The 26,108-nt window shown below is 71.6% G+C and carries 21 protein-coding genes; 13 read left to right on the forward strand and 8 right to left on the reverse strand.

Annotation, left to right across the window (positions count from 1 at the left end):
• The first annotated feature begins 105 nt into the window (after positions 1-105).
• The gene (locus H9Y04_RS22740) at positions 106-375 is read left to right on the forward strand and encodes a hypothetical protein (RefSeq protein ID WP_187815834.1); all 270 of its coding nucleotides are present in this window, start codon (positions 106-108) and stop codon (positions 373-375) included.
• Between the two features lie 98 nt (positions 376-473).
• Here the strand turns inward: H9Y04_RS22740 and H9Y04_RS22745 are convergent, their stop codons facing one another.
• Positions 474-1,685, reverse strand: a complete 1,212-nt coding sequence (locus H9Y04_RS22745) for a CaiB/BaiF CoA transferase family protein (RefSeq protein WP_187815835.1) — start codon at positions 1,683-1,685, stop codon at positions 474-476.
• Positions 1,686-1,814: 129 nt separating this feature from the next.
• Here H9Y04_RS22745 and H9Y04_RS22750 point away from each other — a divergent pair, with 129 nt between their 5' ends.
• Both H9Y04_RS22750 and H9Y04_RS22755 read left to right on the forward strand, forming a co-directional pair.
• Positions 1,815-3,563: an amidohydrolase gene (locus H9Y04_RS22750; protein ID WP_308801070.1), complete on the forward strand. Its 1,749-nt coding sequence runs from the start codon at positions 1,815-1,817 to the stop codon at positions 3,561-3,563.
• A 106-nt stretch (positions 3,564-3,669) separates the two neighbouring features.
• A complete protein-coding gene (locus H9Y04_RS22755; protein ID WP_187815836.1) occupies positions 3,670-4,458 on the forward strand; it encodes an ABC transporter permease in 789 nt (262 codons plus the stop codon).
• Positions 4,459-4,479: 21 nt separating this feature from the next.
• Here the strand turns inward: H9Y04_RS22755 and H9Y04_RS22760 are convergent, their stop codons facing one another.
• From H9Y04_RS22760 to hmgA, 5 genes are all read right to left on the reverse strand, one after another.
• A complete protein-coding gene (locus tag H9Y04_RS22760) occupies positions 4,480-5,313 on the reverse strand; it encodes a hypothetical protein (protein WP_187815837.1) in 834 nt (277 codons plus the stop codon).
• Between the two features lie 30 nt (positions 5,314-5,343).
• Positions 5,344-5,853 carry a GNAT family N-acetyltransferase gene (locus H9Y04_RS22765; protein ID WP_187815838.1) on the reverse strand — a complete coding sequence of 170 codons (510 nt, stop codon included), beginning with the start codon at positions 5,851-5,853 and terminating at the stop codon, positions 5,344-5,346.
• 32 nt (positions 5,854-5,885) lie between these two features.
• On the reverse strand, positions 5,886-7,085 hold the full coding sequence (locus H9Y04_RS22770) for a type ISP restriction/modification enzyme (protein ID WP_187816164.1): 1,200 nt from the start codon (positions 7,083-7,085) through the stop codon (positions 5,886-5,888).
• Positions 7,086-7,119: 34 nt separating this feature from the next.
• Complete coding sequence (locus tag H9Y04_RS22775) at positions 7,120-7,869, reverse strand: GntR family transcriptional regulator (RefSeq protein ID WP_187815839.1); 750 nt, start codon at positions 7,867-7,869, stop codon at positions 7,120-7,122.
• Positions 7,870-7,956: 87 nt separating this feature from the next.
• Complete coding sequence (gene hmgA, locus H9Y04_RS22780; RefSeq protein ID WP_187815840.1) at positions 7,957-9,276, reverse strand: homogentisate 1,2-dioxygenase; 1,320 nt, start codon at positions 9,274-9,276, stop codon at positions 7,957-7,959.
• Positions 9,277-9,422: 146 nt separating this feature from the next.
• Here hmgA and H9Y04_RS22785 point away from each other — a divergent pair, with 146 nt between their 5' ends.
• From H9Y04_RS22785 to H9Y04_RS22830, 10 genes are all read left to right on the forward strand, one after another.
• Positions 9,423-11,483: a right-handed parallel beta-helix repeat-containing protein gene (locus H9Y04_RS22785; RefSeq protein ID WP_187815841.1), complete on the forward strand. Its 2,061-nt coding sequence runs from the start codon at positions 9,423-9,425 to the stop codon at positions 11,481-11,483.
• A 293-nt stretch (positions 11,484-11,776) separates the two neighbouring features.
• On the forward strand, positions 11,777-12,712 hold the full coding sequence (locus H9Y04_RS22790; RefSeq protein WP_438818133.1) for a cupredoxin domain-containing protein: 936 nt from the start codon (positions 11,777-11,779) through the stop codon (positions 12,710-12,712).
• 237 nt (positions 12,713-12,949) lie between these two features.
• Positions 12,950-14,374 carry a hypothetical protein gene (locus H9Y04_RS22795; protein WP_187816166.1) on the forward strand — a complete coding sequence of 475 codons (1,425 nt, stop codon included), beginning with the start codon at positions 12,950-12,952 and terminating at the stop codon, positions 14,372-14,374.
• Positions 14,375-14,595: 221 nt separating this feature from the next.
• Positions 14,596-15,225: a TetR/AcrR family transcriptional regulator gene (locus H9Y04_RS22800; RefSeq protein WP_187815842.1), complete on the forward strand. Its 630-nt coding sequence runs from the start codon at positions 14,596-14,598 to the stop codon at positions 15,223-15,225.
• A 274-nt stretch (positions 15,226-15,499) separates the two neighbouring features.
• Positions 15,500-17,755: a molybdopterin oxidoreductase family protein gene (locus tag H9Y04_RS22805; RefSeq protein WP_438818134.1), complete on the forward strand. Its 2,256-nt coding sequence runs from the start codon at positions 15,500-15,502 to the stop codon at positions 17,753-17,755.
• Positions 17,756-17,897: 142 nt separating this feature from the next.
• Entirely contained in the window at positions 17,898-19,301 is a 1,404-nt protein-coding gene (locus tag H9Y04_RS22810; RefSeq protein WP_187815844.1) for a CitMHS family transporter, read from the forward strand.
• A 4-nt stretch (positions 19,302-19,305) separates the two neighbouring features.
• The gene (locus tag H9Y04_RS22815) at positions 19,306-20,565 is read left to right on the forward strand and encodes an MFS transporter (RefSeq protein ID WP_187815845.1); all 1,260 of its coding nucleotides are present in this window, start codon (positions 19,306-19,308) and stop codon (positions 20,563-20,565) included.
• Between the two features lie 129 nt (positions 20,566-20,694).
• Positions 20,695-22,107 carry an aldehyde dehydrogenase family protein gene (locus tag H9Y04_RS22820; RefSeq protein WP_187815846.1) on the forward strand — a complete coding sequence of 471 codons (1,413 nt, stop codon included), beginning with the start codon at positions 20,695-20,697 and terminating at the stop codon, positions 22,105-22,107.
• A gap of 31 nt (positions 22,108-22,138) precedes the next feature.
• The gene (locus H9Y04_RS22825; RefSeq protein WP_187815847.1) at positions 22,139-23,218 is read left to right on the forward strand and encodes a Zn-dependent alcohol dehydrogenase; all 1,080 of its coding nucleotides are present in this window, start codon (positions 22,139-22,141) and stop codon (positions 23,216-23,218) included.
• A 141-nt stretch (positions 23,219-23,359) separates the two neighbouring features.
• Entirely contained in the window at positions 23,360-24,415 is a 1,056-nt protein-coding gene (locus H9Y04_RS22830; protein ID WP_187815848.1) for a ChaN family lipoprotein, read from the forward strand.
• Here the strand turns inward: H9Y04_RS22830 and H9Y04_RS22835 are convergent.
• Together H9Y04_RS22835 and H9Y04_RS22840 are read right to left on the reverse strand one after the other, a co-directional pair.
• The gene (locus H9Y04_RS22835; RefSeq protein WP_187815849.1) at positions 24,412-25,377 is read right to left on the reverse strand and encodes a DMT family transporter; all 966 of its coding nucleotides are present in this window, start codon (positions 25,375-25,377) and stop codon (positions 24,412-24,414) included. The two genes, H9Y04_RS22830 and H9Y04_RS22835, sit on opposite strands and share 4 nt — an antisense overlap.
• Positions 25,378-25,467: 90 nt before the next feature.
• Positions 25,468-26,097: a TetR/AcrR family transcriptional regulator gene (locus tag H9Y04_RS22840; protein WP_187815850.1), complete on the reverse strand. Its 630-nt coding sequence runs from the start codon at positions 26,095-26,097 to the stop codon at positions 25,468-25,470.
• Positions 26,098-26,108 lie beyond the last annotated feature (11 nt).

Here is a 26,108-nt window from a genome sequence, read left to right on the forward strand (position 1 = left end):
CCTTATCGGGCAGGTGAATCATGCGACCGGGATACACGAGTGTCATGGGAGGGCGATAGGGTTAACCTGCCCGGGCCGGGTGCCCTCGTATGGGTGGGGAGTGACATGGAACAGATAACAGTGCGCAGCAGGGCGCGAGTCCCTGCCATCACGTGTGGGGGCAGCGCGACCAGCTCGCGCCTCGACCGCCATCTCGCCGTGCTGGGCGGCCCTGCCGTCCCGCAGCGCGAAGTGGCCGAGGCGACGTCGCTGATGCGCGAGCTCACCTCGCGTGAGGTGCCGCGCGAGCGCACGAGCAGGGGCGCCCGGGTGCGCCGGGTCTCGTTGTTCGCGCCGCTGCGCAGGCTGACCCGCTCGCTCTTCGGCGGCCACTGAGCCGGCGAGCGGCCGGCTCCTCGACGGCCATGGAGCCGGCGGGCAGTCGACAGGTCACCGTTCTGCACGGGCCCGCGGGCTCGTGAACAGGCCCGCGCTCAGGCGATCACACCCTCCCGGCGCAATGCTGCGATTTCGGCGTCCGACATCCCCACGGCACGCAGCAGCGCCTCGGTGTGCTCCCCGAGCGCGGGCACATTCCCCAGCCTGGGCTCCGTCCCCGGCAGTGTGATCGGCGGCAGCAGGGTCCGCAGCGGCCCCGCCGGCGATCCCATCTCCCGCCAGCGCCCCCGCGCCGCGAGCTGCGGATGCCCGGCCACCTCGGACAGATCGCGCAGCCGCGCACAGGCGATCCCGGCCGCTTCGAGCCGCGCGACCGCCTCATCCGCCGTCAGCTTCCCCAGGGCCTCGCCCACGAGGGCGTCCGTCGCGCCGCGGCGTGCGGTCCGTTCGGCGTTCGTCGCGAATTGTGGGTCGGTGCCCAACTCCGTTCGCTCCAGGACCTGTTCGGCCAGCCGCCGCCACTCCCGGTCGTTCTGCACCGACAGGAGCACGCGGGCGCCGTCCGCCGTCGTATAGGCGTCGTACGGGGCGATGACGGCGTGCGCGAGGCCCGTCCGCGCAGGGGGAGTGCCGTCGTGCATCGTGTGGTGCAGCGGATGCCCCATCCACTCCGCGAGCGCCTCCAGCATCGAGATCTCCACCGCACCGCCGCGCCCCGTGGTGCCGCGCCGTACGAGCGCCGCGAGCACCCCCGAGAACGCGTACATGCCGGCCGCGATGTCCGCCGCCGGAATCCCCGACTTGACCGGCTGCTCCGGGGTGCCGGTCACCGAGACGAGACCGGCCTCGCACTGCACGAGCATGTCGTACGCGCGCTTGTCGGCGTACGGGCCGCCGGCGCCGTATCCCGAGATGTCCACCGCGATCAGCCGGGGGTGCGCGGCGCACAGGGCCGCCGCGTCCAGGCCGAGGCGGGCCGCCGCGCCCTGGGCGAGGTTCTGCACGAACACATCTGATTCCGCGACGAGTTGACGTACGACGGCGAGGCCGCGCGGGTCCTTGAGGTCCACGGCGAGGGACTCCTTGCTGCGGTTGGCCCAGACGAAATGCGAGGCGAGACCGCGCGCGGCGGTGTCGTAGCCGCGGGCGAAATCGCCGCCGTCCGGGCGCTCGACCTTGATCACGCGGGCGCCCAGATCGGCCAGCTGACGGGTGGCGAAGGGAGCGGCGACGGCCTGCTCGACGGCTACGACGGTGATGCCGTCGAGGGGCAGAGGGCCGGCCGAAGGTGACGATGCGGAGAACATGGGGCTGATCCTGAACCCCGCGTAACACCTTTGTCATCCGGGGATGTTGACGAAGCAACCTTTCGGGTCCATGGTCCTAGCTGATCAGTTGCCTGTTACACCCATCCTCGTCCCCCCTCGGAGGTACGCGTGTGTGACCTGCACGACCAGCATGAACACCAGACTCTCGCCGGAGAGGGGCAGCCCGTACTCGGCCGCAGACGGATCATGCAGCTGCTCGGGGCCGCGGGCGTGACGGCCGCGGCGATGACCGCGGAGGCCGACCCGGCGATGGCGGCGGCCGCGGACACCGCGGCGGAAGAGGCCGCGGAAGGCGCCGCGTACACCGCGCCCGAAGGCCTCGCCGAGGACAGTCCCGCCAAGCGCGCGGCGCTCGGCTGGATCGAGGGCAACGCCTCCCGGATCACCGGGCTCAACTCCGAGATCTGGGAGAACGCCGAGCTGTCGCTGCGCGAGTGGAAGTCCTCGCTCGCCCAGGCCGAGTTCCTCGAACGGGCCGGATTCGAGGTCGAGTTCGGCACCGCGGGCTTCCCGACGGCGTTCACCGCCACCTTCCGGCAGGGCAAGGGCGGCCCGGTGCTCGGCTTCAGCGGCGAGTACGACGCACTGCCCGGGCTCTCGCAGAAGAAGGGCGTCGGCCACCACGACCCCCTGGAGTACGTCCACGACCCCTTCGCGCCGGGCTATGGCCCCGGCCACGGCTGCGGGCACAGTGCGCTCGGCACGGCGGCCGCGGCCGCCGCGGCGGCGCTCGCCCGGGCCGCACGGGAGCAGAAGGTGCCGGTCACGGTGAAGTTCTTCGGCTCGACGGCCGAGGAGACCCTGATCGGCAAGACGTACGCGGTCAGCAAGGGCGTCTACGAGGGCCTCGACGCCTTCCTCGACTGGCACCCCTCGACCGCCAACGCCACCGGATGGGGCACCACCACGGCGATGACCGCGGTCACCTTCACCTTCCTCGGTGTCGCGGGCCACGGCGGCACTCCGCTCGGCAACAAGTCCGCACTCGACGCGGCCGTGATGATGGCGACGATGTCGGAGTTCCTGCGCGAGGAGAACCTCGCCCCCAGCGGCCGGCTGCACTGGGTGATCAACAACGGCGGCGACATCCCCAACGTCACCCCGGAGATCGCCGAGATCTCCTATTACGTACGGGAGGGGAGTCCCGCACGGGTCCAGGTGCTGCTCGACAAGGTGATCGCGGTGGCCGAGGCGGCCGCGAAGGCCTCGCAGACCAAGGTGCAGCACAAGATCACCTCGGCCTGCTGGAACCAGCTGCCCAACAAGGCCTTCGCCGAACTGCTGCACGACAACATGCAGCAGATCGGGCCGCCCGCGTTCGGTGCGGACGCCCACAAACTGGCCAAGGAGCTCCAGGAGTCCCTCGGCCTGCCCGCCAAGGGCATGCACGCCGAGATAGCCCCCCTCACCCCGCCCAACCCGGTGTTCATGGGCGGCGGTTCCACCGATGTCGCCGACATCAGCTGGAACGTGCCCACCGTCTCGATGGGCGCCGCCCTCGCCCCGGTCGGCACGAAGATGCACACCTGGTCCACGGCCGCGTGCGCGGCAGCGGCGCCCGGCCAGGCCGCGGTCATCGCTGCGGCCAAGTACCTGGCGGCGACCGCGGTCGACCTGGTCACGCAGCCGGAGCGGCTCAAGGCGGTCAAGGACGAGTTCGCCGAGCGCACCAAGGGAGTCGAGTGGAGGACGGCCCTGCCCGAGGGATACGAGCCGCCGATGTACGAACCGCCGTCCTGGTTCCTCAAGCGCACCGGCCAGAAGTGGCCGCCGTCCAACATCACCTGGCCGCCGAAGCGGGTGGTCTCGCAGGAGACGTTCGCCTCGCTGGGGCCGGAGCTCGCGCCGCAGAAGTAGCGGGCCGCAGAAGTAGCCGGCGACAGATGTAGCCGGTGGCAGAAGGCGCCGGCGGCGGATCGGATGTGCGCAACAGCCGGGGCACCCCTCTCTTAGGGTGACTCACGTGTCCGAGTCCGCCGCCTCCGCCCTTCTGCCCGTCGACACCACGCTCGGCGTCCTGCTCGCCGTCCTGCTCGTGGTGGCCGTGGCGGTGGCCGCGTACGCCCGGCTCTCCCCGGACGACAGCGCGAGCCGGGCACGGGAGATCGCCGTGGCCGGGGTGCGGGCGACGGTCCAACTGGCCGTCGTCTCGCTGCTCATCGGCTGGGTGGTGCGGTCCGTACCGCTGCTCCTGGCCTTCGTGCTCCTGATGTTCTCGGTGGCGGTCCGCACCGCGGGCCGCCGTATCACCGACAACGCGACGTGGTGGTGGGCCGCCGCCCCCATCGCGGCCGGTGTCGTCCCCGTGGTCGTGGCCCTGCTGGTCACCGGGCTCGTACCGCTCAAGGGCATCACGCTGATCCCCATCACGGGCATCCTCATCGGCGGCGCCCTCACCGCCACGGTGCTAGGCGGCCGGCGCGCCCTCGACGAACTCCACACCCGCCGCGGCGAGGTCGAGGCCGGTATGGCGCTCGGCATGCTGGTGGCCGACGCCCGCCTCGAAGTCGCCCGCCCGGCGGCCTCCGACGCCCTGCTGCCCGGCCTCGACCAGACCCGTACGGTCGGCCTGGTCACGCTCCCCGGCGCCTTCGTCGGCATGCTGCTCGGGGGCGCCTCGCCCGTCCAGGCGGGCGCGGTCCAGCTGTTCGTCCTGATCGCGCTGCTCGCCGTACAGGCGGTGGCGGTGGCCGTAGTGCTCGAACTGGTGGCGCGGGGGCGGCTGTACAGGGGCGAGCCCGCGGCTCCGTGAGCCGCCGGGCGCCGCCAGGTCTCAGTACTCGGGATACCAGCCGAGGAAGGCGCCCACCGCGACCGTGACCGTGGCCGCGGTGACCAGGAGGCCGAAGAAGAGAACGGCCAGGGCGGCACCCGCGCCGCGTACCCGGGCGGCCCGCGAGGTGCACACGGTCACGATGTCCGGCCGGTCGGGACGGTAGGCGACCTGGAGCGTCGCGGATCTGCTCCGGTCGTACACGCTGCGGTGCACTCCGTGCAGATCGGTGTACACGAAGACCCGGAACGCCCCGCCGAGGATGCGGGTCTCCCCGGCCTGTCCGGCCTCGACGGTGACGCCGTGCCGGGGCAGCTGCCAGGCGAGGTACTCCAGACGCGCCAAGTCGGCCCCCACCACGGTCAGGAACCCGCCGACAGGCCCGACCAGCACGATCGCGGGCACGAGGGACCACTCGCCGTGCAGCCCGACGGCCACGGCCAGCACCAGGCACACGAAGGCGATCACCGCGGTCAGGATCCTGCGTCGGCGCCTGTCCTTCTCCCGCGGGGACTCGGTGATCGCGCGGACGGTGACGAGCGCCGAGCCATCGGTCCCGTCGCGGGGCTCGGGCAGGAGCGCGTCGACCGCTTCGGCGAACAGTTTTGCGGCCGCTTCGCTCACGTCCTCGACGCGGTGCACGACCGGCACCGCGCCCGCCGCTGCGGTGAGTCCGACGGCCAGGGAGCGGCCCTCAATGTGGAGGCGTGCGATCGCCGCGAGGGGGATCCGGAGCTCTTCGGTCTTCCGGTGCAGCAGCAGCGCGTCCCCGTCCAGGCGCAGCTGGGTCCCGTCGGCGGCGCGCAGGACGGGTATCGGCGAAGTGATCGACATGCGCCCGATCGTACGGCTCGCGCGGGGTGCTCAGCCCAACGAGCGGGTGTACCAGGCGACTTCGCCGGCCTTCTCCTCCGTGACCACGCGGTCCCGGTGGAAGCCGAGCTTCTCCACGACGCGCAGCGACGGGCCGTTCCAGGTGCCGATGGTGGACCACAGCCGCTCCCGGCCGGTCACGGCCGCCGCTTCGAGCACCGCGCGGGCCGCCTCCGTGGCGTAGCCGTTGCCATGCACGCGCTGGAACAGCTCGTAGGCGATCTCGGGCTCCTCCAGGGTGGACCGGCCGACGATCAGCCCGCAGTAGCCGATGAAGTCGCCCTCCACACGGCGCTCGATGGCAAGGAGCGCGATCCCCGTGGTGCGGGTCGCGTCGAGCATCTCCTCGATGTCGTCCCGTACGGACTGCACGGTGAGGGTCTTGGCGTTCGGACGCTCGCCGACGAGGTCCCGCAGCTCCTCGGCGTCGGACTCCTGCCACGGCCGCAGGATCAGCCGCTCGGTCTCCAGGTGGTACGGCATGGTCGCGTACGTCGTCATGCGTCCACTGTGCCCCACAGGCCCCGCGCCCCTCACAGCAGGGCGAACTGGCCCCCAGGACCCTCCTCGTGGTGATCCAGGACGGAGGCGGGACGGCGGGAGGCCTCGGGGACCGGCAGTACACCGGCGCGGCGCAGCGCCTTCGTGCCGAGCGGATCGGCCTCCGCAGCGGCCGTCAACTCCTCCTGTCGGGAGCGCAGTTCTGCGAGCAGGGCGAGGATCGTGATCAGTTCGAGCAGCTCCGAGGTGCGTTCCTGCGGCCAGGCGCGCGGCCCGATCGCACCCAGCTCGCCTGGCTCCGCGAGCTGGGTGCGTCGCGCGAACCACAGCTCGAGGACCCGGACACCGCTGACGTGGAAGTCCCAGGCCTCGGCCGGCACGGGCGCGATCCGGCCGTCGCCGATGTGCAGGGTCTCCTCGTCGCGGTCGTAGAGCAGCTCCGTGGGGTTCGCCGGAAGCGCGGCGCGGACGTAGGGGCGGCGGCCGCCCGGCAGCTTGGGGCGTTCGCCGGTGCGCAGGTGCAGCCACAGGATCCGGTGGCCGAGCTCGACGCCGTGGGCCCAGATGTCCGGGTCCGCGGGCAGCGGGACACGGACGCCCTCGGGGCCGGGGCGGGCCGCGGCCAGGGCCCAGGTCAGAAGGTGCTCGGCGGGGATCTCCCGGCCGTACGTGCGCTGCAGGAAGTCGGCGAGGCCGGGGGCGAGGTTGGGCTCCCTGCCGCCGGGCCTGCGGTAGAGCGGCAGGATGCGGCCGGGGCGGCCGGCCGGTGAACGGCCGTCCGGGATCAGGGCGGTGGCCAGCAGCGCGGGTCCGCTGCCTTCGGGCACGTATCCCTGCTCGACGAGGAAGAGCTGCTCGGGTCCGGCGACCCGCCACAGCTCGGGCCGTGCCACGTCGATCAGGCGGTGGTCGGCTATCAGCCACTGCTCGTCGAACGGTCCGTGCAGGATCCGTACGGGCTCGGCGCACGGGCCCGAGGCGGAAGCGAGGGGACCGGTGCCGGCGGGGTGGCCGGGGAGCTGGGCGACGGCGGTGCGCAGGGTGCGCGCTCTGCTCGGCCTGAACAGCGCCTCGCGCGCGGCCCCTTCGGCCCGTACGAACGCATCCCAACGCGCCTTCAGCGACGGGGAATCGGGCGCCAACGGCCAGTCGCGCCCGATCCGCAGGGGCGCGACGGACCAGGGCATGAGGTCCTTGAGTAGCGGCGCTTCTTCTTGCGTCACGGTCAGCATCGTACTCACGCGCTACCCGGCGCGGCCCGGCCGTCTAGTGGGCGTCCAGCGTCACCGTGAACGAGAACCGGTCGCCCCGGTACAGGATCCGTGCCACGTCCAGGGCGCAGCCCTCCTCGTCGAAGGTCACGCCCGTGTAGTGCAGGATCGGGCTGAGCAGCGGGACTTCGAGCAGCCGGGCCGTCTCCGGGTCGGCGAGGCGGGCCTCGACCGTGTCCGTGATCCGGCTGATCTGCACGCCCACGCCGTCCCGCAGGACCTTGGTCATCGGCCAGCGCTGCAGATCGTCCGGATCGATCCGCTCGGCCAGTTCGGGGCGCACGAAATTGCGCGCGTGATTCGTCGGTTCACCCGTCGACTCGTCGCTGCGCAGCCGGTGGTACGTGGCCACCTCGGTGAACTCCGGGAAGAACTCCGCCAGTTCGCTGTCCACGGGCGCCTTGCCGTGGTCGAGCAGCCGGGTGGTCATCCCCGACTGCTGCGCCACGATCGCGTCCACCGAACCGAGCAGCCGCACCGGCGCACTGCGCGTGGCGCTCGGCTCGATGAACGTGCCGCGCCGCCGGTGCCTGCTGATCAGCCCCTCGTCCTCGAGCTCCTTGAGCGCCTGCCGCATGGTCAGCACGCTCACCCCGTAGTGCAGGGCGAGCTGCTCCTCGGTCGGCAGGCGCAGCGGCGCCTCCGGGGAACGGCCCAGTATCGAGGCCCGCAAGGACTGCGAGACCTGATACCACAGCGGCAGCTTGCGGTTCAGGACGATCGAGTCGGGCGCGAAAGCGGTCACTGGCTACTCCGATCCGGTCGCGGCTACGGCTGGGCACGGCCTGAACTGCCGTGCGGCTTGGGGCCCTTCTGACGGGTCAGCGTTGCCCTACGGCCTGAAGTGCCGTTCGAGACCCTGCCACACATCGTCGTAGGACGTCTGCAGATGGTCCGCGTCCCGCGCCTGCTCGGTGAGCGTCACCGGCCACCGTGTCTCGAACATGAACGCAAGCCCGTCATCGATCTTCTGCGGCTTGAGCTCCGCCGCCGAGGCCTTCTCGAAGGTCTCCCGGTCGGGCCCGTGCGCGGACATCATGTTGTGCAGCGAACCGCCGCCCGGCACGAACCCTTCCGCCTTCGCGTCGTACGCGCCCTCGATGAGGCCCATGTACTCGCTCATCACATTGCGGTGGAAGTACGGCGGCCGGAAGGTGTCCTCGCCCACCAGCCAGCGCGGCGCGAAGACCACGAAGTCCACGCCCGCGAGTCCCGGGGTGTCCGTGGGCGAGGTGAGCACCGTGAAGATGGACGGGTCCGGGTGGTCGTAGGAGATCGTGCCGATGACATTGAAACGGCGCAGGTCGTAGACGTACGGGACGTAATTGCCGTGCCAGGCGACGACATCGAGCGGCGAGTGGTCGTACGTGGCGGTCCAGAGGTTGCCGCAGTACTTGTTGAGCACCTCGACAGGGCCCTCGACGTCCTCGTACGCGGCCGTCGGCGCCTGGAAGTCACGGGCGTTGGCCAGGCCGTTGGCGCCGATCGGGCCGAGGTCGGGGAGCTGGAACGGGGCGCCGTAGTTCTCGCAGACGTATCCCCGTACGGCATCGGCGAGGGGCTCCACGCGGAAGCGGACCCCGCGCGGTACCAGGGCGACATGGCCAGGCTCGGCGTGCAGCAGACCGAACTCGGTGCGGATGAGCAGGCCGCCCTGTTCGGGAACGATGAGCAGTTCTCCGTCGGCGCTGCTGAACACCCGCCGCTGCATGGGGGAGTTGGCGTGGTAGAGGTGCACCGCCATACCGGTGCGCTGGGTGGCGTCACCGTTGCCGCCGAGCGTCCACAGGCCCGCGACGAAGTCGGTGCCGGGCGCCGGGTCGGGCAGCGGGTTCCAGCGCAGCCGGTTGGGGTCGGGGGCGGTGTCCGTGAAAGGTGCCGTGCGGATCCCGCCGTTGTCGGTCCGCGTGAAGGCGGGGTGCTGGGCCGAGGGGTGGATGCGGTAGAGCCAGGAGCGGCGGTTGTGCGCCCTGGGCTCGGTGAACGCGCTGCCGCTGAGCTGCTCCGCATACAGACCGAGCGGTGCGCGCTGCGGTGAGTTGCGCCCGATGGGCAGCGCACCCGGCACCGCCTCGGAGCTGTGCTCATTGCCGAAGCCGGTGAGATACGTGAGCTCCTGGGCCGTCTTCCTCGCCTGCTCGATGCCGTTCATGGTGGCGCTCCCGGTGCCTTAAGGAATCCTATGGTCAACCGTAGGATTCCCGGGGGCGGGCGTCAACGGGGCCCCGGCAGGAGTGGCTGAGAAAGTTGCCGCCGGAGGGGATCCGAAAAGGTGAACAATCCTCTACTCTCTCGCGCATGCCATGGACCCGAAGGCTCCTTGCCGTCCTCGTCGCGCTGTGCGCGACGCTCCTCATAGCTCCCGGCGCCCAGGCGCACGAGGAGCGGCCGGTGACGTTCCCGGACGGTTCGGGCAGCGTGCCCGCCTACCGCGACGGACCGCCGGACCTCATCGTCTGCAAGACGGACCGGGCGGACTTCGAGCGCCGGATATCCGGCTTCCCCGCCGCGCTGCGCAAGAAGAACCTCGACCTCTTCGCGCGCTGCCAGGACAAGGGATTCCGGCATCTGCAGGAGGCGGTGGACGCCGTCGACAGGCCCGGCATGAACATCGCGATCCTGCCCGGCCTGTACGAGGAGGAGCCCTCGCAGCCGAAGCCCACGGGGGAGTGCACCAAGCTCAAGGCCAAGGACTCCGCGCTCGGCTACCAGATCCTGTCGTTCGCGCAGCAGAAGCAGTGCCCGCACAACCAGAACCTCGTCGCGATCCTCGGCAAGAAGGATCTGCAGATCGAGGGCACGGGCGCCTCACGGCTCGACGTGGTGATCGACGCCAAGTACTCCAAGCTGAACGCGATCCGCGCGGACGAGAGTGACGGCATCTACTTCCGCAACTTCACCGCCCAGCGCACCACGTTCAACTCGCTGTACGTCCTGGCCGGCGACGGCTTCGTCATCGACGACGTCCTGACCCGCTGGAACGACGAGTACGGCTTCCTGACCTTCGCCAGCGACCACGGCCTCTACAAGAACTGCGAGTCGTACGGCAACGGCGACTCCGGCATCTACCCGGGCAGCGCCTCCGACATCAACAACGGCCGCGGCTACGACGTCCCGCGCTACTCCATCGAGATCACCGGCTGCCGCAGCCACCACAACATGGTCGGCTACAGCGGCACCGCGGGTGACTCCGTCTATGTGCACGACAACGAGTTCGACCACAACATGGGCGGCGCCTCGATGGACTCCGCCTTCCCCGGACACCCCGGACTGCCGCAGAACCACGCCCGGTTCGAGCGCAACGACATCCACGACAACAACGCGGACTACTACAAGTACATCGCCGACGGGACCTGCGCGAAGGCCCCGGTCGACCGCGGCTACGAGGACGGGGTGGTCTGCCCGCAGATCTCCATGCCGCCCGGCACCGGGATCATCACCGCCGGCGGCAACTGGAACCTGTACGAGAACAACTGGGTGTACGGGCACGACCGTGCCGCCTTCTTCCTGAGCGCCGTGCCCGCCTTCATCCGCGGGGAGTCGGCCTGGTCCAAGCAGGCGGACACCTCGCACCACAACCGGTACGCGGGCAACAAGCTCGGCGTCGACAAGCAGGGCAAGTCCCGGCCGAACGCCACCGACGTGTGGTGGGACGGTCAGGGCGAGGGCAACTGCTGGCAGGGCTCGGCGGGGGCGTCGACGCCGCGGGCGCTGCCTGAGTGCGGGTCTTCGCGAGGCGATGTATCCGGCGGTGCGGACCGGCTCGCGGGCGAACCGTCCAAGCTGGCCGCGCTGTTGGTGTGCGCCGACTACGACGCGCGGGCGGCGCGGCTGCCCGCGGGCTGCGACTGGTACGGGGCTACGGGGCTCGAGCGCGTCGAGGTGCAGCTCGCGCTCGGCATCGCCGTCGTTCTTGCGCTCGTCGGGGGAGTGCTGTGGTGGCGCCGGCTGCGGACGCACCGCTGGGCGACGGTGGCCTGCGCGGCGGGCCTCGTGGGGCTCGTGCTCGATGTGGCGGGGGCGACGAAGAGTTTCGAGTCCGGGTATCTGCCCGCCCTGGCACTGCTGTTGACGGGCGCCTGGTGGGTCGGTGCGGGCTGGGTGCTGCGCGCGGAGCGGCCGTGGTTCGGCTGGGTCACGGTGGCCCTCGGAGTCCTCACCCTCCTCGACGCCTTCGACAAGGCCGTGGTGATGCTGCCGTGGATCCCGCTGGGTCCGGCCTGGATCCGTGGACTGCTCGGGGTGGTGTGGGTCGTGTGGGCGGTCGCCGTGGCCGCCTCGCGCAAGGGGGAGACCCCGGCGGCCGCCGAGGAGGAGGAACCGCCGTCGACGGTGGACGAGGAAGAGGTACGGGCGTGAGGGGATTCCTCCGGGGGCGCGGGGCGACCGGTGGCCGGTCGGGGGCCCGGGCCCTGCGGGTCCCGCGGGCTGCACGGGTACCACAAGCGGCACGGGTGCCACGGGCCGCATGGGTGTCTCAGGCTGCACGGGTGCCGCAAGCCGCATGGGTGCCCCAGGCCCCACGGGTGCCGCAAGCCGCATGGGTGCCCCAGGCCCCACGGGTGCCGCAAGCCGCATGGGTGCCCCAGGCCGCGTGGGTTCCCCAGGCCGCGTGGGTTCCCCAGGCTGCACGGGTTCCCCAGGCCGCGTGGGTGCCCCAGACCCCACTGGCTGCCCGAGGCATCGGTGCTCGGCGGGGTGGGCGGGCGCTCGCCGTGGTGCTGCTGCTGACCGTCGTCGCGGCGGGCTGCAGCGACCGGCCGACCACGCACCACAAGCCGGGCACCAGCCACGAGGAGGCGAGCGGTACGGCCGGGCGGCTGCTCGACCGGAAGGACGAGTCGGGGCACCGCCTCCGGCAGGTGGCCGCCCAAGGCGCACCCTCCGTCGAGCTGGCCGTGCGCCCGGACTCCGTGGACGGCTGGAACATCCAGCTCTCCGTACGGGAGTTCCGGTTCACACCCGACAGTGTGGGCGGGGGAGCGCTGCCGGGGCGCGGCCACGCCCATCTGTATCTGGACGGGCGCAAGCTCGCCCGGGTCTACGGCGAGTGGTACCACCTTCCCGCATCCGCCGTCCCCGAGGGCGGCCACACGCTGACCGCCCGCCTGTACGCGGACGACCACACCGCCTGGGCGGTCGACGGGAAGCCGGTCGAGGCGACGGCCGAACTGGCGCAGACGGGGAAGGCGAGCGGGCACGACGACGGGGACGGGCACGATCATGAGGCGGGTGGCTCGGGTGGCTCGGACGGGACGGGTGGCTCGGGCGGGTCCGGAAGCTCGGGCAGCTCCGGTGGCTCGGGCGACCCGGACGAGGGCAGCGTCGACCGCACCGTGACGATCACCGTCGACGGCGATGAGGTTCAACCTCCGCCCGGGCGCATCGAGTTGAAGAAGGGCCAGCGCATCCGCCTCTCGGTGACCAGCGACCGAGCGGACACCCTCCACGTCCACGGCTACGACAAGGAGGCCGACCTCCCGGCGGGCCGCGCGGGCACGCTGACGCTCGCCCTGGACCGCACCGGCCTCTTCGAGGTCGAGACCCACGGCTCAGGTCTCGTCCTGACCCAACTCGTGGTGCGGTGACGGGCGGTGCCCCTCGCCCACGGCCGCGTACCGGCCCAGGACCCGCACACCCTGCCCACGACCGCTCTCGGCCCGGACACCTTGCCCGCGACCGGTCTCGGCTCGGACGCGTTGCCCCCGACCACTCTCGACCAGGACACCTCACCCTTGGCCGAACTCGACCCGGGTACCTCACTCTTGGCCGAACTCGACCCGGGTACCTCACTCTTGGCCGAACTCGACCCGGGCACCTCACCCTTGGCCACCCCCGTCCCCGACACCTCACCCTTCGCCGAACTCGCCCACGGCATCGGCTCCCAGCACGACCTCCCCCTCTCCCCCTTCTACGCCTACGCCGGAGCCTTCGCCGCGCTGCTCGTCTCCTTCCTCGCGCTCGGTCTGCTCTGGTCCACCTCCCGTTTCCGCGGAGACCGCTCCGGTCTCGCGCTGCCCCGCCCCTTCCAGCGCGCGGCCGACGCCCGCGCCACCCGCCTCGCCCTGCGCGTACTCGGCCTGGCCGCCGCCCTGTTCGTCCTCGCCCACCTCCTCTTCGGACCCGACGACGCGGAACGCAATCCGGCCCCCGGCGCCGTGCACGTCCTGTTCTGGGTCGGGCTCGTCCCCGCCTCCCTCCTGTTCGGCCCGGTCTGGCGGCTGCTCAACCCGCTGCGCACCCTGCATGCCGCCGGCTGCCGCGCGCTGAAGCGCAACCCGGCGGCCGGGCGCCCGCTCCCGCAGCGGCTCGGCATGTGGCCCGCCGCGGCCGGCCTCTTCGCGTACACCTGGCTCGAACTCGCCTCCCCCGACCCGGCCTCCCGCATCGCCCTGCTCGTCTTCCTCCTCACCTACGCCGCCGTCCACCTCGCCGCCGCGGCCCGGTTCGGAGCGCGTTGGTTCGCGCAGGGGGATGCCTTCGAGGCGTACTCGACCCTGTTCGCCCGCCTCTCCCCGCTGGGCCGCCGCCGCGACGGACGCCTCGTGCTCCGCAACCCCTTTCACGGTCTCGACGCGACCCCGCCCGTCCCGGGGCTCGTCGCCACTGTGTGCGTGATGCTCGGCTCCACCGCCTATGACGGCTACTCGGACTCCCCGTCCTGGATCACCACTCTCCAGACCTCCTCCCTGGGTCGCACCCCCACGGCCACACTCGGACTGCTCGGCGCCGTCGTCCTGGTCGCCGCCCTCTACTCCCTGTGCGCCTTGGCGACCCGCGCCTTCACCACCCGCTCCACCCCCGCGCCTGCAGTTGCCCCCACCGTCACCTCTCGCACCACGCCCACAAAGCCCACGTCCACCCCCACCAAGCCCACGTCCACCGCCACAGAGCCCACCCCCACCAAGCCCCCCGCCCCCCAAGCGGCCTTCGCCCACTCACTGATCCCGATCGCCCTCGGCTACCTCATCGCCCACTACTTCACCCTCTTCGTGACGGAAGGGCCACGCACAGTCATCGTGGCATCCGGCACTGACAATCCCGTCCCGCCCGAACCTCTCCTCGGCCCCGGCGGTACCGCCGCCCTCCAGGTCGTCGCGATCATCGCCGGACACGTCCTCGGCGTCGTGGCCGCCCACGACCGTGCCGTACGGCTGCTGCCGCCCGAGAAGGCGATCGTGGGCCAACTGCCCCTGTTCGCGCTGATGATCGCGTACACCCTGGGCGGCCTCGGGCTCCTGATCGCCTGAGCCGACGAGCCCCGGGCAAGAGGCAGCAGCCGACGAGCCCCGGGCAAGAGGCAGCAGTCGCCGGGCCGCCCCGACCGACAGACAGCCGCCGCCGGTCCCCGTCCCAGAGACACCCGGTCCCCACCCCACAGACAGCCGCCGCCGGTCCCCACCCCAGAGACACCCGCCCCCCACAGACAGCCGGTCCCCGCCCCACGGACAGAAGAGGCGAGCACTGCATCATGGACCCCGTGACCACGACGCCTTCCCTTACGGACCAGTCGGCCGGCGCCCTGCGCCGCGTGCCCGTGCAGGAGCGCAGTGCCGAGCGGCTCGGCCGGATACTCGACGCATGCGCCGCGCTCCTCGACGAGGTCGGATACGACGGTCTGACGACGCGCGCCGTGGCGGACCGTGCGGGCGTGCCGATCGGGTCGGTCTACCGCTTCTTCGGCAACAAGCGGGCCCTCGCCGACGCCCTCGCCCTGCGCAATCTCGACCTGTACGTCGAGCGCACCGCGACCCGTATGGAGACGCTCGAAGCCCCGGACTGGCGGGCGGCGGTCGATGCGGCTCTTGATGAGTACCTGGCCATGAAGCGCTCCGTGCCCGGCTTCGCCCTCGTCGACTTCGGCGTCCCGTCGGGCGGTGCGGACGCCAATCACCAGGTGGCGGGCCGCCTCGGCGAGGTGCTCGCCGGTCACCTCGGCAAACCGCTCGACGTCGAGGTGCGACGCGCCCTGCTGGTGGCCGTCGAGGCGACGGACGCGCTGCTCCAACTCGCCTTCCGCACCGACCCGTCGGGGGACGAGGACCTGATCGCGGAAACCCGCAAACTGCTGCACGCGTACCTGAGCCCCACCTTCGACTGAGAACCTGTTTCTGACCCCCGCCTGACCCCCGCCTGACCCCCGCCTGCGCCCCGGCGCCCGGCACGCACTCTCGCCGCGCAGCGCCCCAGGACAGGTGGCTCCGACTCATGGCCTGACACGTCGAATTCATGGCCTGACACGTCGACCGATCCGCTCCAGCCCCTCCCCACCGTGCATACCGGTCGGTATGCTCGCGTCGTACGCGCCCGCGCCACTTTCGCGGCCACGACCGCACGACCACCGCGCACCGACGACCGCCGCCCCGGGAGGGCCCGTGTCCGACGCCCATGCCAACGACCGCCGTACCGCCCTGCGCATCTGCCCCCTCTGCGAGGCCACCTGCGGCCTGGCCCTCACCATCGAGGGCACCCGCGTCACTTCCGCCCGCGGAGATCAGGACGATGTGTTCAGCAAGGGGTTCATCTGCCCCAAGGGCGCCTCGTTCGGCGAGCTCGACGCCGACCCCGACCGGCTGCGCACCCCGCTCGTCCGCAAGGACGGTCGGCTCCAGGAGGCAACCTGGGACGAGGCGTTCGACGCGATCGCGCAAGGCCTGCGGCCGCTGATCGAGGCCCATGGCTCCGACGCGCTCGGCGTCATGCTCGGCAACCCGAACGTGCACACCATGGCCGGCGGCCTGTACCCGCCCGTGCTCCTGACCTCGCTCAAGGTCCGCAAGCTGTTCACGGCGAGCACCCTCGACCAGATGCCCAAGCACGTCTCCAGCGGACTGCTCTTCGGCGACCCCTTCGCCATCCCGGTGCCCGATCTCGACCACACCGACCATCTGCTCCTGATCGGCGCCAACCCCCTGGAGTCCAACGGCAGTCTGTGCACCGCCGCCGACTTCCCCGGCAAGCTCAAGGACCTCAAGAAGCGCGGCGGCACCCTGACCGTCGTCGACCCGCGCCGCACCCGCACGGCCAAGATGGCCACGCGGCACCTCGCCGTACGGCCGGGCAGCGACGCCCTGCTGCTCGCGGCCCTCGCGTACACCCTCTTCGACGAGGGGATCGTCGAGCTCGGCGACCTCGGCGCGTACGTGGACGGGGTGGACCAAGTCCGGTCGGCGCTGGGCGAGTTCAGCCCGGAGGCCGTGGCGCCCGCCTGTGACATCGCGGCGGACGAGATCCGCGAGGTGGCCCGCGAGCTCGCCGGTGCGCAGACGGCCGCCGTCTACGGCCGGATCGGCTCCAGCACCGTCGAGTTCGGCACCGTCACCAGCTGGCTGGTCGATGTGCTCAACGCGCTCACGGGCAATCTCGACCGGCCCGGCGGTGCGCTCTTCCCGCTCTCGGCCACCGACAAGGCGCCTCGTCCCGCCGCCCCGGGCAAGGGCTTCGCGCTCGGCCGCTGGAAGAGCCGGGTCTCCGGACACCCGGAGGCCAAGGGCGAGCTGCCGGCCGCCGCGCTCGCCGAGGAGATCGACACCCCGGGCGAGGACCGGATCCGGGCCGTGATCACCATCGCCGCCAACCCCGTCCTGTCCGCGCCGGACGGCCACCGTCTCGACGAAGCCCTTGACGGCCTCGACTTCATGGTCAGCGTCGATCCGTATCTGAACGAGACCTCACGCCACGCGGACGTCGTGCTGCCCCCGCCGCCGCCCGCGCAGAGCGCCCACTTCGACTTCGCGTTCAACGCGCTCGCCGTACGCAACCAGGTCCGCTACACGCGCGCCGCCGTCCCCCTGGAGGAGGGCCTGCTCCAGGAGAGCGAGATCCTCTCGCGCCTCATCCTCGCCGCGACCGGCATGCACGGGATGCCCGCCGAGGCTGTCGACCGGATGGTCATCGAGCGCGCGCTCGGCAAGGCCGTGGAGGACCCGCACGGCCAGGTCCACGGACGCGATCCGAAGGAGCTCGCCGAGCAGCTCGCCGGGGACAGCACCGTGGAGCAGCGGCTCGACATGATGCTGCGCCTGGGCCCGTACGGCGACGGCTTCGGCGCCCACCCCGAGGGCCTCACCCTCACCAAGCTGCTCGCCCACCCGCACGGCATCGACCTCGGCCCGCTGCAGCCGCGGATCCCGCAGCTCCTGAAGACCCGCAGCGGCAAGGTCGAGCTGCTGCCCGAGCCGATCGCGGGCCAGCTGCCGCGCCTCGCGGCGACCGTGGACCGCCCGCACGACAGCCTCGTCCTCGTCGGCCGCCGCCATCTGCGCTCCAACAACAGCTGGATGCACAACGTGCACACCCTCGCCGGCGGCACCAACCGCTGCACCCTCCAGATCCACCCCGACGACGCCCGGCGGCTCGGCCTCCACGACGGCGCGCAGGCGCGCGTGAAGGGCGACGGCGGTGAGATCGAGGTGCCGGTGGAGATCACCGACACCGTACGGACGGGAGTCGTGAGCCTTCCGCACGGCTGGGGACACGACCGGCCGGGCACCCGGATGTCCGTCGCCCACCGCACCCCCGGCGCCAACTACAACCAGCTGCTCGACGGCACCCGGCTCGACGTGCTCTCGGGGACGGCGGTGCTCAACGGGCTGCCCGTCCAGGTGGCTCCGACCGGCGCAAGCCTGTGACCTGGAGTTTTGCGCTTATTGCTCACGCGTCAACATCTTGTTAACGCGAGTTCGCGGCACCTAACGTCGTCCGGACCGCCGCCTCTGGTGGGAGATCACACCGCCTCCGGTGGAAGTTCAAGGGCGAACGTTAGGTGTCCATATGCTGACCATCCTCGGCTTCGCCATGATCGCGACCTTCCTGGTCCTGATCATGCTGAAGAAGATGTCGCCGATCGCGGCGCTGGTCCTCATCCCCGCGCTGTTCTGCGTGTTCGTCGGGAAGGGAGCCCATCTCGGGGACTACGTCCTCGAAGGCGTCACGAGCCTCGCGCCCACCGCGGCGATGCTGATGTTCGCGATCGTCTACTTCGGCGTGATGATCGACGTCGGTCTCTTCGATCCGATCGTCCGGGGCATCCTGCGCTTCTGCAAGGCCGACCCGATGCGCATCGTCGTCGGCACGGCGGTGCTCGCCGCGATCGTCTCGCTCGACGGTGACGGCTCGACCACCTTCATGATCACGGTCTCGGCGATGTACCCGCTGTACAAGCGCCTGGGCATGAGCCTGGTCGTGATGACCGGTGTGGCCGCGACCGCCAACGGCGTGATGAACACGCTGCCCTGGGGCGGCCCGACCGCTCGCGCCGCGACCGCCCTGAAGCTGGACGCGTCCGAGATCTTCGTGCCGATGATCCCCGCGCTCGCCGTCGGTCTGCTCGCCGTCTTCCTGCTCTCGTACGTGCTCGGTCTGCGCGAGCGCAAGCGCCTGGGTGTGCTGACCCTGGACGAGGTCCTGGTGAAGGAGCAGGAGCCGGAGACCGTGCTCGTGGGCGCCGGCGGTGGCGACGACAGGCTGAAGAAGCCGACGGGCGGCGCGGGTTCGGGCGTCTCACACGACGGCGCCTCCGACAGCGAGGACGACTTCCAGGGCCTCGACCCCAACCGGCCCACCCTGCGCCCCAAGCTCTACTGGTTCAACGCCGGTCTCACCGTCGCGCTCCTCGCCGCGATGATCATGGAGATCCTGCCCATCCCGGTCCTGTTCCTGCTCGGCGCGGCCCTGGCCCTCACGGTCAACTTCCCGCACATGCCCGACCAGAAGGCCCGGATCGCCGCCCACGCGGACAACGTCCTCAACGTCTCGGGCATGGTCTTCGCCGCCGCCGTGTTCACCGGTGTGCTGCAGGGCACGGGCATGGTCGACAGCATGGCGCGCTGGCTGGTCGACACCATCCCCGCCGGCATGGGTCCGCACATGGGCCTGGTCACCGGACTGCTCAGCCTCCCGCTGACGTACTTCATGTCCAACGACGGCTTCTACTTCGGCGTCCTGCCCGTACTCGCCGAGGCCGGCGCCGCCCACGGGGTCTCCTCGCTGGAGATCGCCCGCGCCTCCCTCGCCGGCCAGGCGCTGCACATGTCCAGCCCGCTGGTGCCCGCGGTGTACGTGCTCGTCGGCATGGCCAAGGTCGAGTTCGGCGACCACACCCGGTTCACCGTGAAGTGGGCGGCGCTCACCTCCCTGGTGGTGCTGTTCTCCGGCATCCTCTTCGGGATCATCTGACCCGATGCCCGCGGACACAGGCACCCGAGAGCCCGGCAGGGGCTGGCTGCTCCGTCTCGTCATCGCCTTCGGCTTCGCGCAGGCGGCGGTGTCGATGGCGCGGCCGGCCGTCTCCTACCGGGCTCTCGGCCTGGGCGCCGACGAACGCGCCATCGGTGTGATCGCCGGTGTCTACGCACTGCTTCCGCTGTTCGCCGCCGTACCGCTCGGCCGCCGCACCGACCACGGCCGGTGCGCGCCCCTGCTGCCCGTCGGCGTGGTCCTCATCGCGGGCGGCTGCGCGCTGAGCGGTACGGCGAACTCCCTTGCGGCGATGGCTGCCTGGAGCGGCGTGATGGGCCTCGGTCATCTCGCCTTCGTGATCGGCGCACAGTCGATCGTCGCCCGGCAGTCCGCGCCGGCCGAACAGGACCGCAATTTCGGCCACTTCACCATCGGCGCCTCGCTCGGCCAGCTGATCGGCCCGATCGCCGCCGGCGCGCTCGTCACCGGCGGCACGCACGGCGACGCCATGGCCCGTACGAGCGCAGTGGCCCTGCTCGTCTCGGCGGGCGTGGCCGCGGTCTCGTTCACGTCACTGTGGCGGATCGAGCACAGGGCGCCCGCGCAGCAGCGCCGTACGAAAGAAAAGGCCCCCGTCCACCGCATCCTGCGCACCCGGGGCGTGCCCGCCGGCATCCTGATCAGCCTGGCCGTGCTCTCGGCCACCGACATCCTCACCGCCTACCTGCCGGTGATCGGCGAACACCGCGGTATCGCGCCGTCCGTCATCGGACTGCTGCTCAGCCTGCGCGCGGCCGCGACCATCGCCTGCCGTCTGGTGATGACCCCGATGATCCGGCTGATCGGCCGCACTGCTCTGCTGGTGTCGACCTGTCTGGTCGCCGGTCTGCTCTGTGCCGGAATCTCCCTGCCCGTCCCCGTCTGGGCACTTGCCGTCATGCTCGCCGTCCTCGGTTTCTGTCTCGGGGTGGGCCAGCCGCTGTCCATGACCACGGTCGTCCAGGCCGCGCCCGCCGAGGCCCGCTCCACGGCGCTCGCCCTGCGGCTGACCGGCAACCGTCTCGGCCAGGTGGCCACCCCGGCCTCGGCCGGGCTGATCGCGGGAGCGGCCGGTATCGGCGCCCCCTTTGTCATGCTTGGTGTGCTTCTGGTGGGCGCGGCGGCACTTGGACTGCGTCGTCCGGCGCCATCCCCTTCGCAGCCGGGATCAACTACCGTCACGGATCGGGACGTTCGGACCCCCCTGGCGCGCGAAAACTAACAGCGCTAGTTTGGGGCCCTGTGCAGGCCCTCTGCCTGTACGGCTCCCGTGCGACCACTTCGTACGGGTGGTCCGGACGCGACCCGTACGCGGGCTGCGTACGCCGGTGAACGTCAGGGAGGTCGAGGCATGAAGCCGCACGAGGGGCTCTACATCAACGGCGCGTGGACGCCCGCCGCGTCCGCGGAGACCATCGAGGTGGTCAACCCGGCCGACGAGCAGGTGATCGGCCATGTCGCAGCGGCCGGCTCCGAGGACGTCGACACGGCGGTACGCGCCGCCCGCGCCGCTCTGCCCGCCTGGGCCGCGACCCCGCCCGCCGAGCGCGCGGCCAGGCTCACCGCGCTGCGCGACGCGCTCGCCGCCCGGCACGAGGAGATCGCCGAGACCGTCACCGCCGAACTGGGCGCGCCGCTCGCCTTCGCCAAGGCCGTGCACGCGGGCCTGCCGATCGCGGTGGCCGGTACGTATGCCGAGATGGCGGCCACGTACGCCTTCGAGGAGAAGATCGGGAACTCGACCGTCCTGCACGAGCCGGTCGGCGTCGTGGGCGCGATCACGCCCTGGAACTACCCGCTGCACCAGATCGTCGCCAAGGTGGCGCCCGCGCTCGCCGCCGGCTGCACCGTCGTGCTCAAGCCCGCCGAGGACACCCCGCTCGTCGCGCAGCTCTTCGCCGACGCCGTGCACGAAGCGGGCGTACCCGCCGGTGTGTTCAACCTGGTGACGGGCCTCGGCCCGGTCGCCGGACAGGCGCTCGCCGAGCACCCCGGCGTGGACCTGGTCTCCTTCACGGGCTCGACCGCCGTCGGCAAGCAGATCGGCGCCACCGCGGGCTCCGCGATCAAGCGCGTCGCCCTGGAGCTCGGCGGCAAGTCCGCCAACGTCATCCTGCCGAGCGCCGATCTCGGCAAGGCGGTGAACGTCGGCGTCGCCAACGTGATGTCCAACTCCGGCCAGACCTGCAGCGCCTGGACCCGGATGCTGGTCCACACCGACCAGTACGACGAGGCCGTCCAGCTCGCCGCCGCGGCAGCCGCCAAGTACGTGGCCGGTGATCCGCACGACGAGTCCAGCCGCCTCGGCCCGGTCGTCAATGCCAAGCAGCACGCCCGCGTCCGCGGCTACATCACGCGCGGCATCGAGGAGGGCGCCCGGCTCGTCGCCGGCGGCCCCGAGGCCCCGCACCCCACCGGCTACTACGTCAGCCCCACGATCTTCGCCGACGTGCGCCCGGAGATGACCATCGCGCAGGAGGAGATCTTCGGCCCGGTGATCTCGATGATCCGGTACGAGGACGAGGCGGACGCGCTCCGCATCGCCAACGGCACCGTGTACGGGCTCGCGGGCGCCGTCTGGGCCGGCGACAACGAGGAGGCCGTGGCCTTCGCGCGCCGGATGGACACCGGACAGGTCGACATCAACGGCGGCAAGTTCAACCCCCTTGCCCCGTTCGGCGGTTACAAGCAGTCCGGCGTCGGGCGCGAGCTCGGCCCGCACGGTCTGACCGAATACCTGCAGACGAAGTCGCTCCAGTTCTGATCCGCCCGTCCAACTTCAGGAGTACGCCACCGTGGTCCGCGCCGCCGTTCTGCCCGCCGTAGGTGCTCCGCTGGAGCTCATCGAGATCGAACTGCCCGACCCCGGACCGGGGCAGGTGCGCGTGAAACTCGCCGCCGCCGGGGTCTGCCACTCCGATCTCTCGCTGTCCAACGGCACCATGCGGGTGCCCACGCCCTGCGTCCTCGGCCACGAGGGCGCGGGCACGGTGCTCGCCGTGGGCGAGGGCGTGGACCATGTGTCCGCCGGTGATGCGGTGGTGCTCAACTGGGCCCCGTCCTGCGGCAGTTGCCACCACTGCACGATCGGCGAGGTCTGGCTCTGCGTGAGCGCGCTGGCCGGCGCGGCGAACGTGTACGCCCGTACCGCCGACGGCCGTGACCTCCATCCGGGCCTGAACGTCGCCGCGTTCGCCGAGGAGACGGTGGTCGCCGCCAACTGCGTCCTGCCGGTGCCGGAAGGCGTCTCGCTCAACGACGCCGCCCTGCTCGGCTGCGCGGTGCTCACCGGCTACGGAGCGGTGCACCACTCGGCGCGCGTACGGGCCGGGGAGTCCGTGGCCGTCTACGGAGTCGGCGGCGTCGGACTCGCCACGCTGCAGTCCGCCCGGATCGCCGGGGCGGGCCCGATCATCGCGGTCGACGTCTCCCCGGCGAAGGAGGAGCTGGCCCGCGCGGCCGGTGCCACCGAGTTCGTGCTCGCCTCCGACACCACGGCCAAGGACATCCGCAAGCTGACCGGCGGGCGGGGCGCGGACGTCGCGGTCGAGTGCGTCGGGCGGGCCGCGACCATCCGTACGGCCTGGGACTCCACCCGCCGCGGCGGCCGCACCACCGTCGTCGGCATCGGTGGCAAGGACCAGCAAGTGACGTTCAACGCGCTGGAGTTGTTCCACTGGGGCCGCACCCTCGCGGGCTGTGTCTACGGCAACTGCGACCCGGCGGCCGACCTCCCGGTCCTCGCCGAACACATCCGCGCGGGCCGCCTCGACCTTTCCCAGCTGGTCACCGAACACATCGCACTCGACGGCATCCCGGCCGCCTTCGACAACATGCTCGCGGGCAAGGGGGGCCGGGCGCTGGTGGTCTTCTGAGCCCGGTGGCACGCCGCGTCGGCCGTTCCCGTGTCGCTCGCACGGGGGCTGGGTCGGGGGCTGGGTCCCCCACACCGGGGAGGGGAAGAGCGCTCCGTCGGGTGACGACCTTGCGCCGCCGGGCTCGTAGCGTCAAGGGACATGAAGGATGAGAGCTCGAAGGTCCGAAGGCTGAGTCGCCGTGCGGTGCTGGCCGCCACCGGGGCAGGTGCAGCCGTGGCCGCCGCGGGGGTCGGCTCCGCGGCCGCCACCGAAGCCGCCGAGCGCGGCGGACGGTTCGTCGAGGGCGTTCTCCGAGCGTTCGCGCGGCACCGCGTCGTCGCCGTCGGCGAGGTTCATGGGCAGCAGGAGCATCACGATGCGCTGCTGATGCTGCTTGCCGACCCGCGGTTCGCGGGCGTGGTCGACGACATTGTCGTGGAGTTCGGCAACGCTCTGTACCAGCCGGTCATGGACCGGTTCGTACAGGGTGGGGCGGTGGAGGACCGCGAGCTGCGGCCGGTGTGGCGCAACACCACGCAGTCACCCATGGCCACCTGGGACGCGCCCATGTACGAGCAGTTCTTCCGGACGGTGCGAGCCGTCAACTGGCCCCTGCCCGCCGACCGGAGAATCCGTGTCCTCCTAGGCGATCCGCCCGTCGACTGGTCCCGGGTGACCACGAGGGGCGACGTGCACACCGCATTCGGCGATCGCGACGGTCACATGGCGTCGGTGGTCCTGCGGGAGGTGCTGGCCAAACGGCGTCGCGTTCTGGTCTGTTACGGCAGTCGCCACGTCATGCACGCGCTGCCGGGCGAGCAGGGTGGCGGCGGCATCGCGCAGATCGAGCAGCGGACAGGGGAGCGGGCGTATGTGATCCTGGCCGGCGGACATGAGCGGCTCGCTTCACTCCCCGGCCGATCCCTCCTTCCCGCCCGCGGCACGTGGCTGCGCGGCGCCGACACCAGTGAGTTCCGCTACCTTCCGGGCGAGTGCGGTGTGCCCTTCGGGGCGGTGGCGGACGCCCTGCTGTATCTGGGGCACGTCGGGGCGCAGACGCAGTCGTTGCCGAATCCGGCGATCTATCTGGACCCGGCCTACTGGGCGGAGCTCGAGCGGCGCAAGCGGATCATGGGTACCCCCATCGACCTGGTGAAGCAGTACCGGCAGGAGCAGTCGGTGGTCTGGCCGACACCTCCCGCCCCGGAATGCTAGGGAGTCCTCGTGCGGTCGGCCGGGTCGAGGACGGGACCCGGCTCCTGCGAAGTCGCCACCACCCGCGCCCGGCCCTTCGACCGCGAAACCCCCACCCCCGCAAGGCAGATCGCACCGCCCAGCAGCGTCAGCCACCCCGGTACCTCGTCCAGGGCGAGCCAGGACATCAGGACCACGATCGCGGGCACGGCGTACGTGGTCGCGCCCATCTTGCCCGCGGTCGTGCGGGCCAGGGCGTACGCCCAGGTCGTGAAGGCGAGGGCGGTCGGGAAGACGCCCAGGTAGAGCATGTTGAGGGTCGCCGAGACCGGTGCGTCGCCCAGCTCGGACAGGAGCACCCCGCTGAACGGCAGGCAGGCCACCGCGCCGATCAGGCACCCGAAGGTCGTCACCTGCAGCGGGCTCGCGTGCTTGAGCGCGGGCTTCTGGGCGACCACGCCGCCCGCGTACGAGACCGCCGCGAGCAGGCAGAGCAGCACGCCGAGCAGCGAGGCGTTGCCGTCGCCGGACATCGACAGACCCACCACGGCGGCGCCCGCGAACGACACCGCCATCCCGGCGAGCAGCCGCTTCGGCAGCCCCTCCTTGAGCAGCCAGCCGGCGAGGAGCGCCATCACCAGCGGGCCGATGTTCACCACGAGCGCCGCCGTGCCCGCGTCGACCTTCTGCTCGCCCCAGTTGAGCACCACCATGTACAGGCCGAACCAGAGCAGCCCCGAGATCGCGATGCCGGGCCATGCGGCCTTCGGCGGCACTCCCTCGCGGCGTATCAGCAGGAACAGTCCGAGCGTCAACGCGCCGGCGAGCAGCCGCCCGAGGGCGAGCGCTCCCGGTGAATAGGCCTCGCCCGCACTGCGGATGGAGACGAAGGCGGAGGCCCACAGGACGACGGTGACACCCGCGGCGGCGAGTGCAAGCAGTTCGGAGCGCCGCGAAGGAGCGGAGGGCGGGGAGATCGTCATGCGTCGGACCCTACGCGCGGGACTGTTCGGCGCCCACCGAATTGACGTCCGCCGTCAATCGACGCCGGCGACCGCCGTCCAGCGGACGCCTCACAGCGCCCTGAACTGCTGCTCCAGACCGTCGAGAAGAGCCGTGAGCCCCGTCTCGAAGGCCCGCTCGTCCACCTTCTCCTGCCGCTCGGCGAGCAGATGCGCCTGCCCGAGGTGCGGATAGTCGGCGGGGTCGTACGCGGCCTCGTCGTCCACGAACCCGCCCGCGAACGAGCCGAGCGCCGAGCCCATGATGAAGTACCGCATCAGCGCTCCGATCGAGGTGGCCTGCGCGGCCGGCCACCCCGCCGCGGTCATCGCGCCGAACACCGCGTCGGCCACCTTCAGACCCGACGGCCTGCGCCCGGGACCGCGCGCGAGCACCGGAACGATGTGCGGATGGTCGCGCAGCGCCGCGCGGTAGGAGACGGCCCAGTCGTGCAGCGCGTCCCGCCAGGGCCTGCCGTCCTCGAACATCGACAGATCGACCTGCGCGCTCACCGAGTCCGCGACCGCCTCGAGGATCTGGTCCTTCGTACGGAAGTGGTTGTACAGCGAGGGCCCGCTCACGCCGAGCTCCGCGGCGAGCCGCCGCGTGGAGACGGCCGCGAGCCCTTCGGCGTCGACCAGCGCGCACGCGGTCTCGACGATGCGATCGGTGCTCAGGAGGGGCTTGCGCGGTCGGGCCATGCGCCACATAG

The sequence above is a fragment of the Streptomyces polyasparticus genome (genome assembly GCF_014493765.1).
GTDB lineage: Bacteria > Actinomycetota > Actinomycetes > Streptomycetales > Streptomycetaceae > Streptomyces > Streptomyces polyasparticus.

Excerpts from the sequence above, each read along its gene's own strand:
- H9Y04_RS22740 (WP_187815834.1), top strand. The coding sequence starts at position 106 with ATGGAACAGATAACAGTGCGCAGCAGGGCGCGAGTCCCTGCCATCACG.
- H9Y04_RS22745 (WP_187815835.1), bottom strand. The coding sequence starts at position 1,685 with ATGTTCTCCGCATCGTCACCTTCGGCCGGCCCTCTGCCCCTCGACGGC.
- H9Y04_RS22760 (WP_187815837.1), bottom strand. The coding sequence starts at position 5,313 with ATGTCGATCACTTCGCCGATACCCGTCCTGCGCGCCGCCGACGGGACC.
- H9Y04_RS22765 (WP_187815838.1), bottom strand. The coding sequence starts at position 5,853 with ATGACGACGTACGCGACCATGCCGTACCACCTGGAGACCGAGCGGCTG.
- H9Y04_RS22770 (WP_187816164.1), bottom strand. The coding sequence starts at position 7,085 with ATGCTGACCGTGACGCAAGAAGAAGCGCCGCTACTCAAGGACCTCATG.
- hmgA (WP_187815840.1), bottom strand. The coding sequence starts at position 9,276 with ATGAACGGCATCGAGCAGGCGAGGAAGACGGCCCAGGAGCTCACGTAT.
- H9Y04_RS22785 (WP_187815841.1), top strand. The coding sequence starts at position 9,423 with ATGCCATGGACCCGAAGGCTCCTTGCCGTCCTCGTCGCGCTGTGCGCG.
- H9Y04_RS22800 (WP_187815842.1), top strand. The coding sequence starts at position 14,596 with ATGGACCCCGTGACCACGACGCCTTCCCTTACGGACCAGTCGGCCGGC.
- H9Y04_RS22810 (WP_187815844.1), top strand. The coding sequence starts at position 17,898 with ATGCTGACCATCCTCGGCTTCGCCATGATCGCGACCTTCCTGGTCCTG.
- H9Y04_RS22815 (WP_187815845.1), top strand. The coding sequence starts at position 19,306 with ATGCCCGCGGACACAGGCACCCGAGAGCCCGGCAGGGGCTGGCTGCTC.
- H9Y04_RS22820 (WP_187815846.1), top strand. The coding sequence starts at position 20,695 with ATGAAGCCGCACGAGGGGCTCTACATCAACGGCGCGTGGACGCCCGCC.
- H9Y04_RS22830 (WP_187815848.1), top strand. The coding sequence starts at position 23,360 with ATGAAGGATGAGAGCTCGAAGGTCCGAAGGCTGAGTCGCCGTGCGGTG.
- H9Y04_RS22835 (WP_187815849.1), bottom strand. The coding sequence starts at position 25,377 with ATGACGATCTCCCCGCCCTCCGCTCCTTCGCGGCGCTCCGAACTGCTT.
- H9Y04_RS22840 (WP_187815850.1), bottom strand. The coding sequence starts at position 26,097 with ATGGCCCGACCGCGCAAGCCCCTCCTGAGCACCGATCGCATCGTCGAG.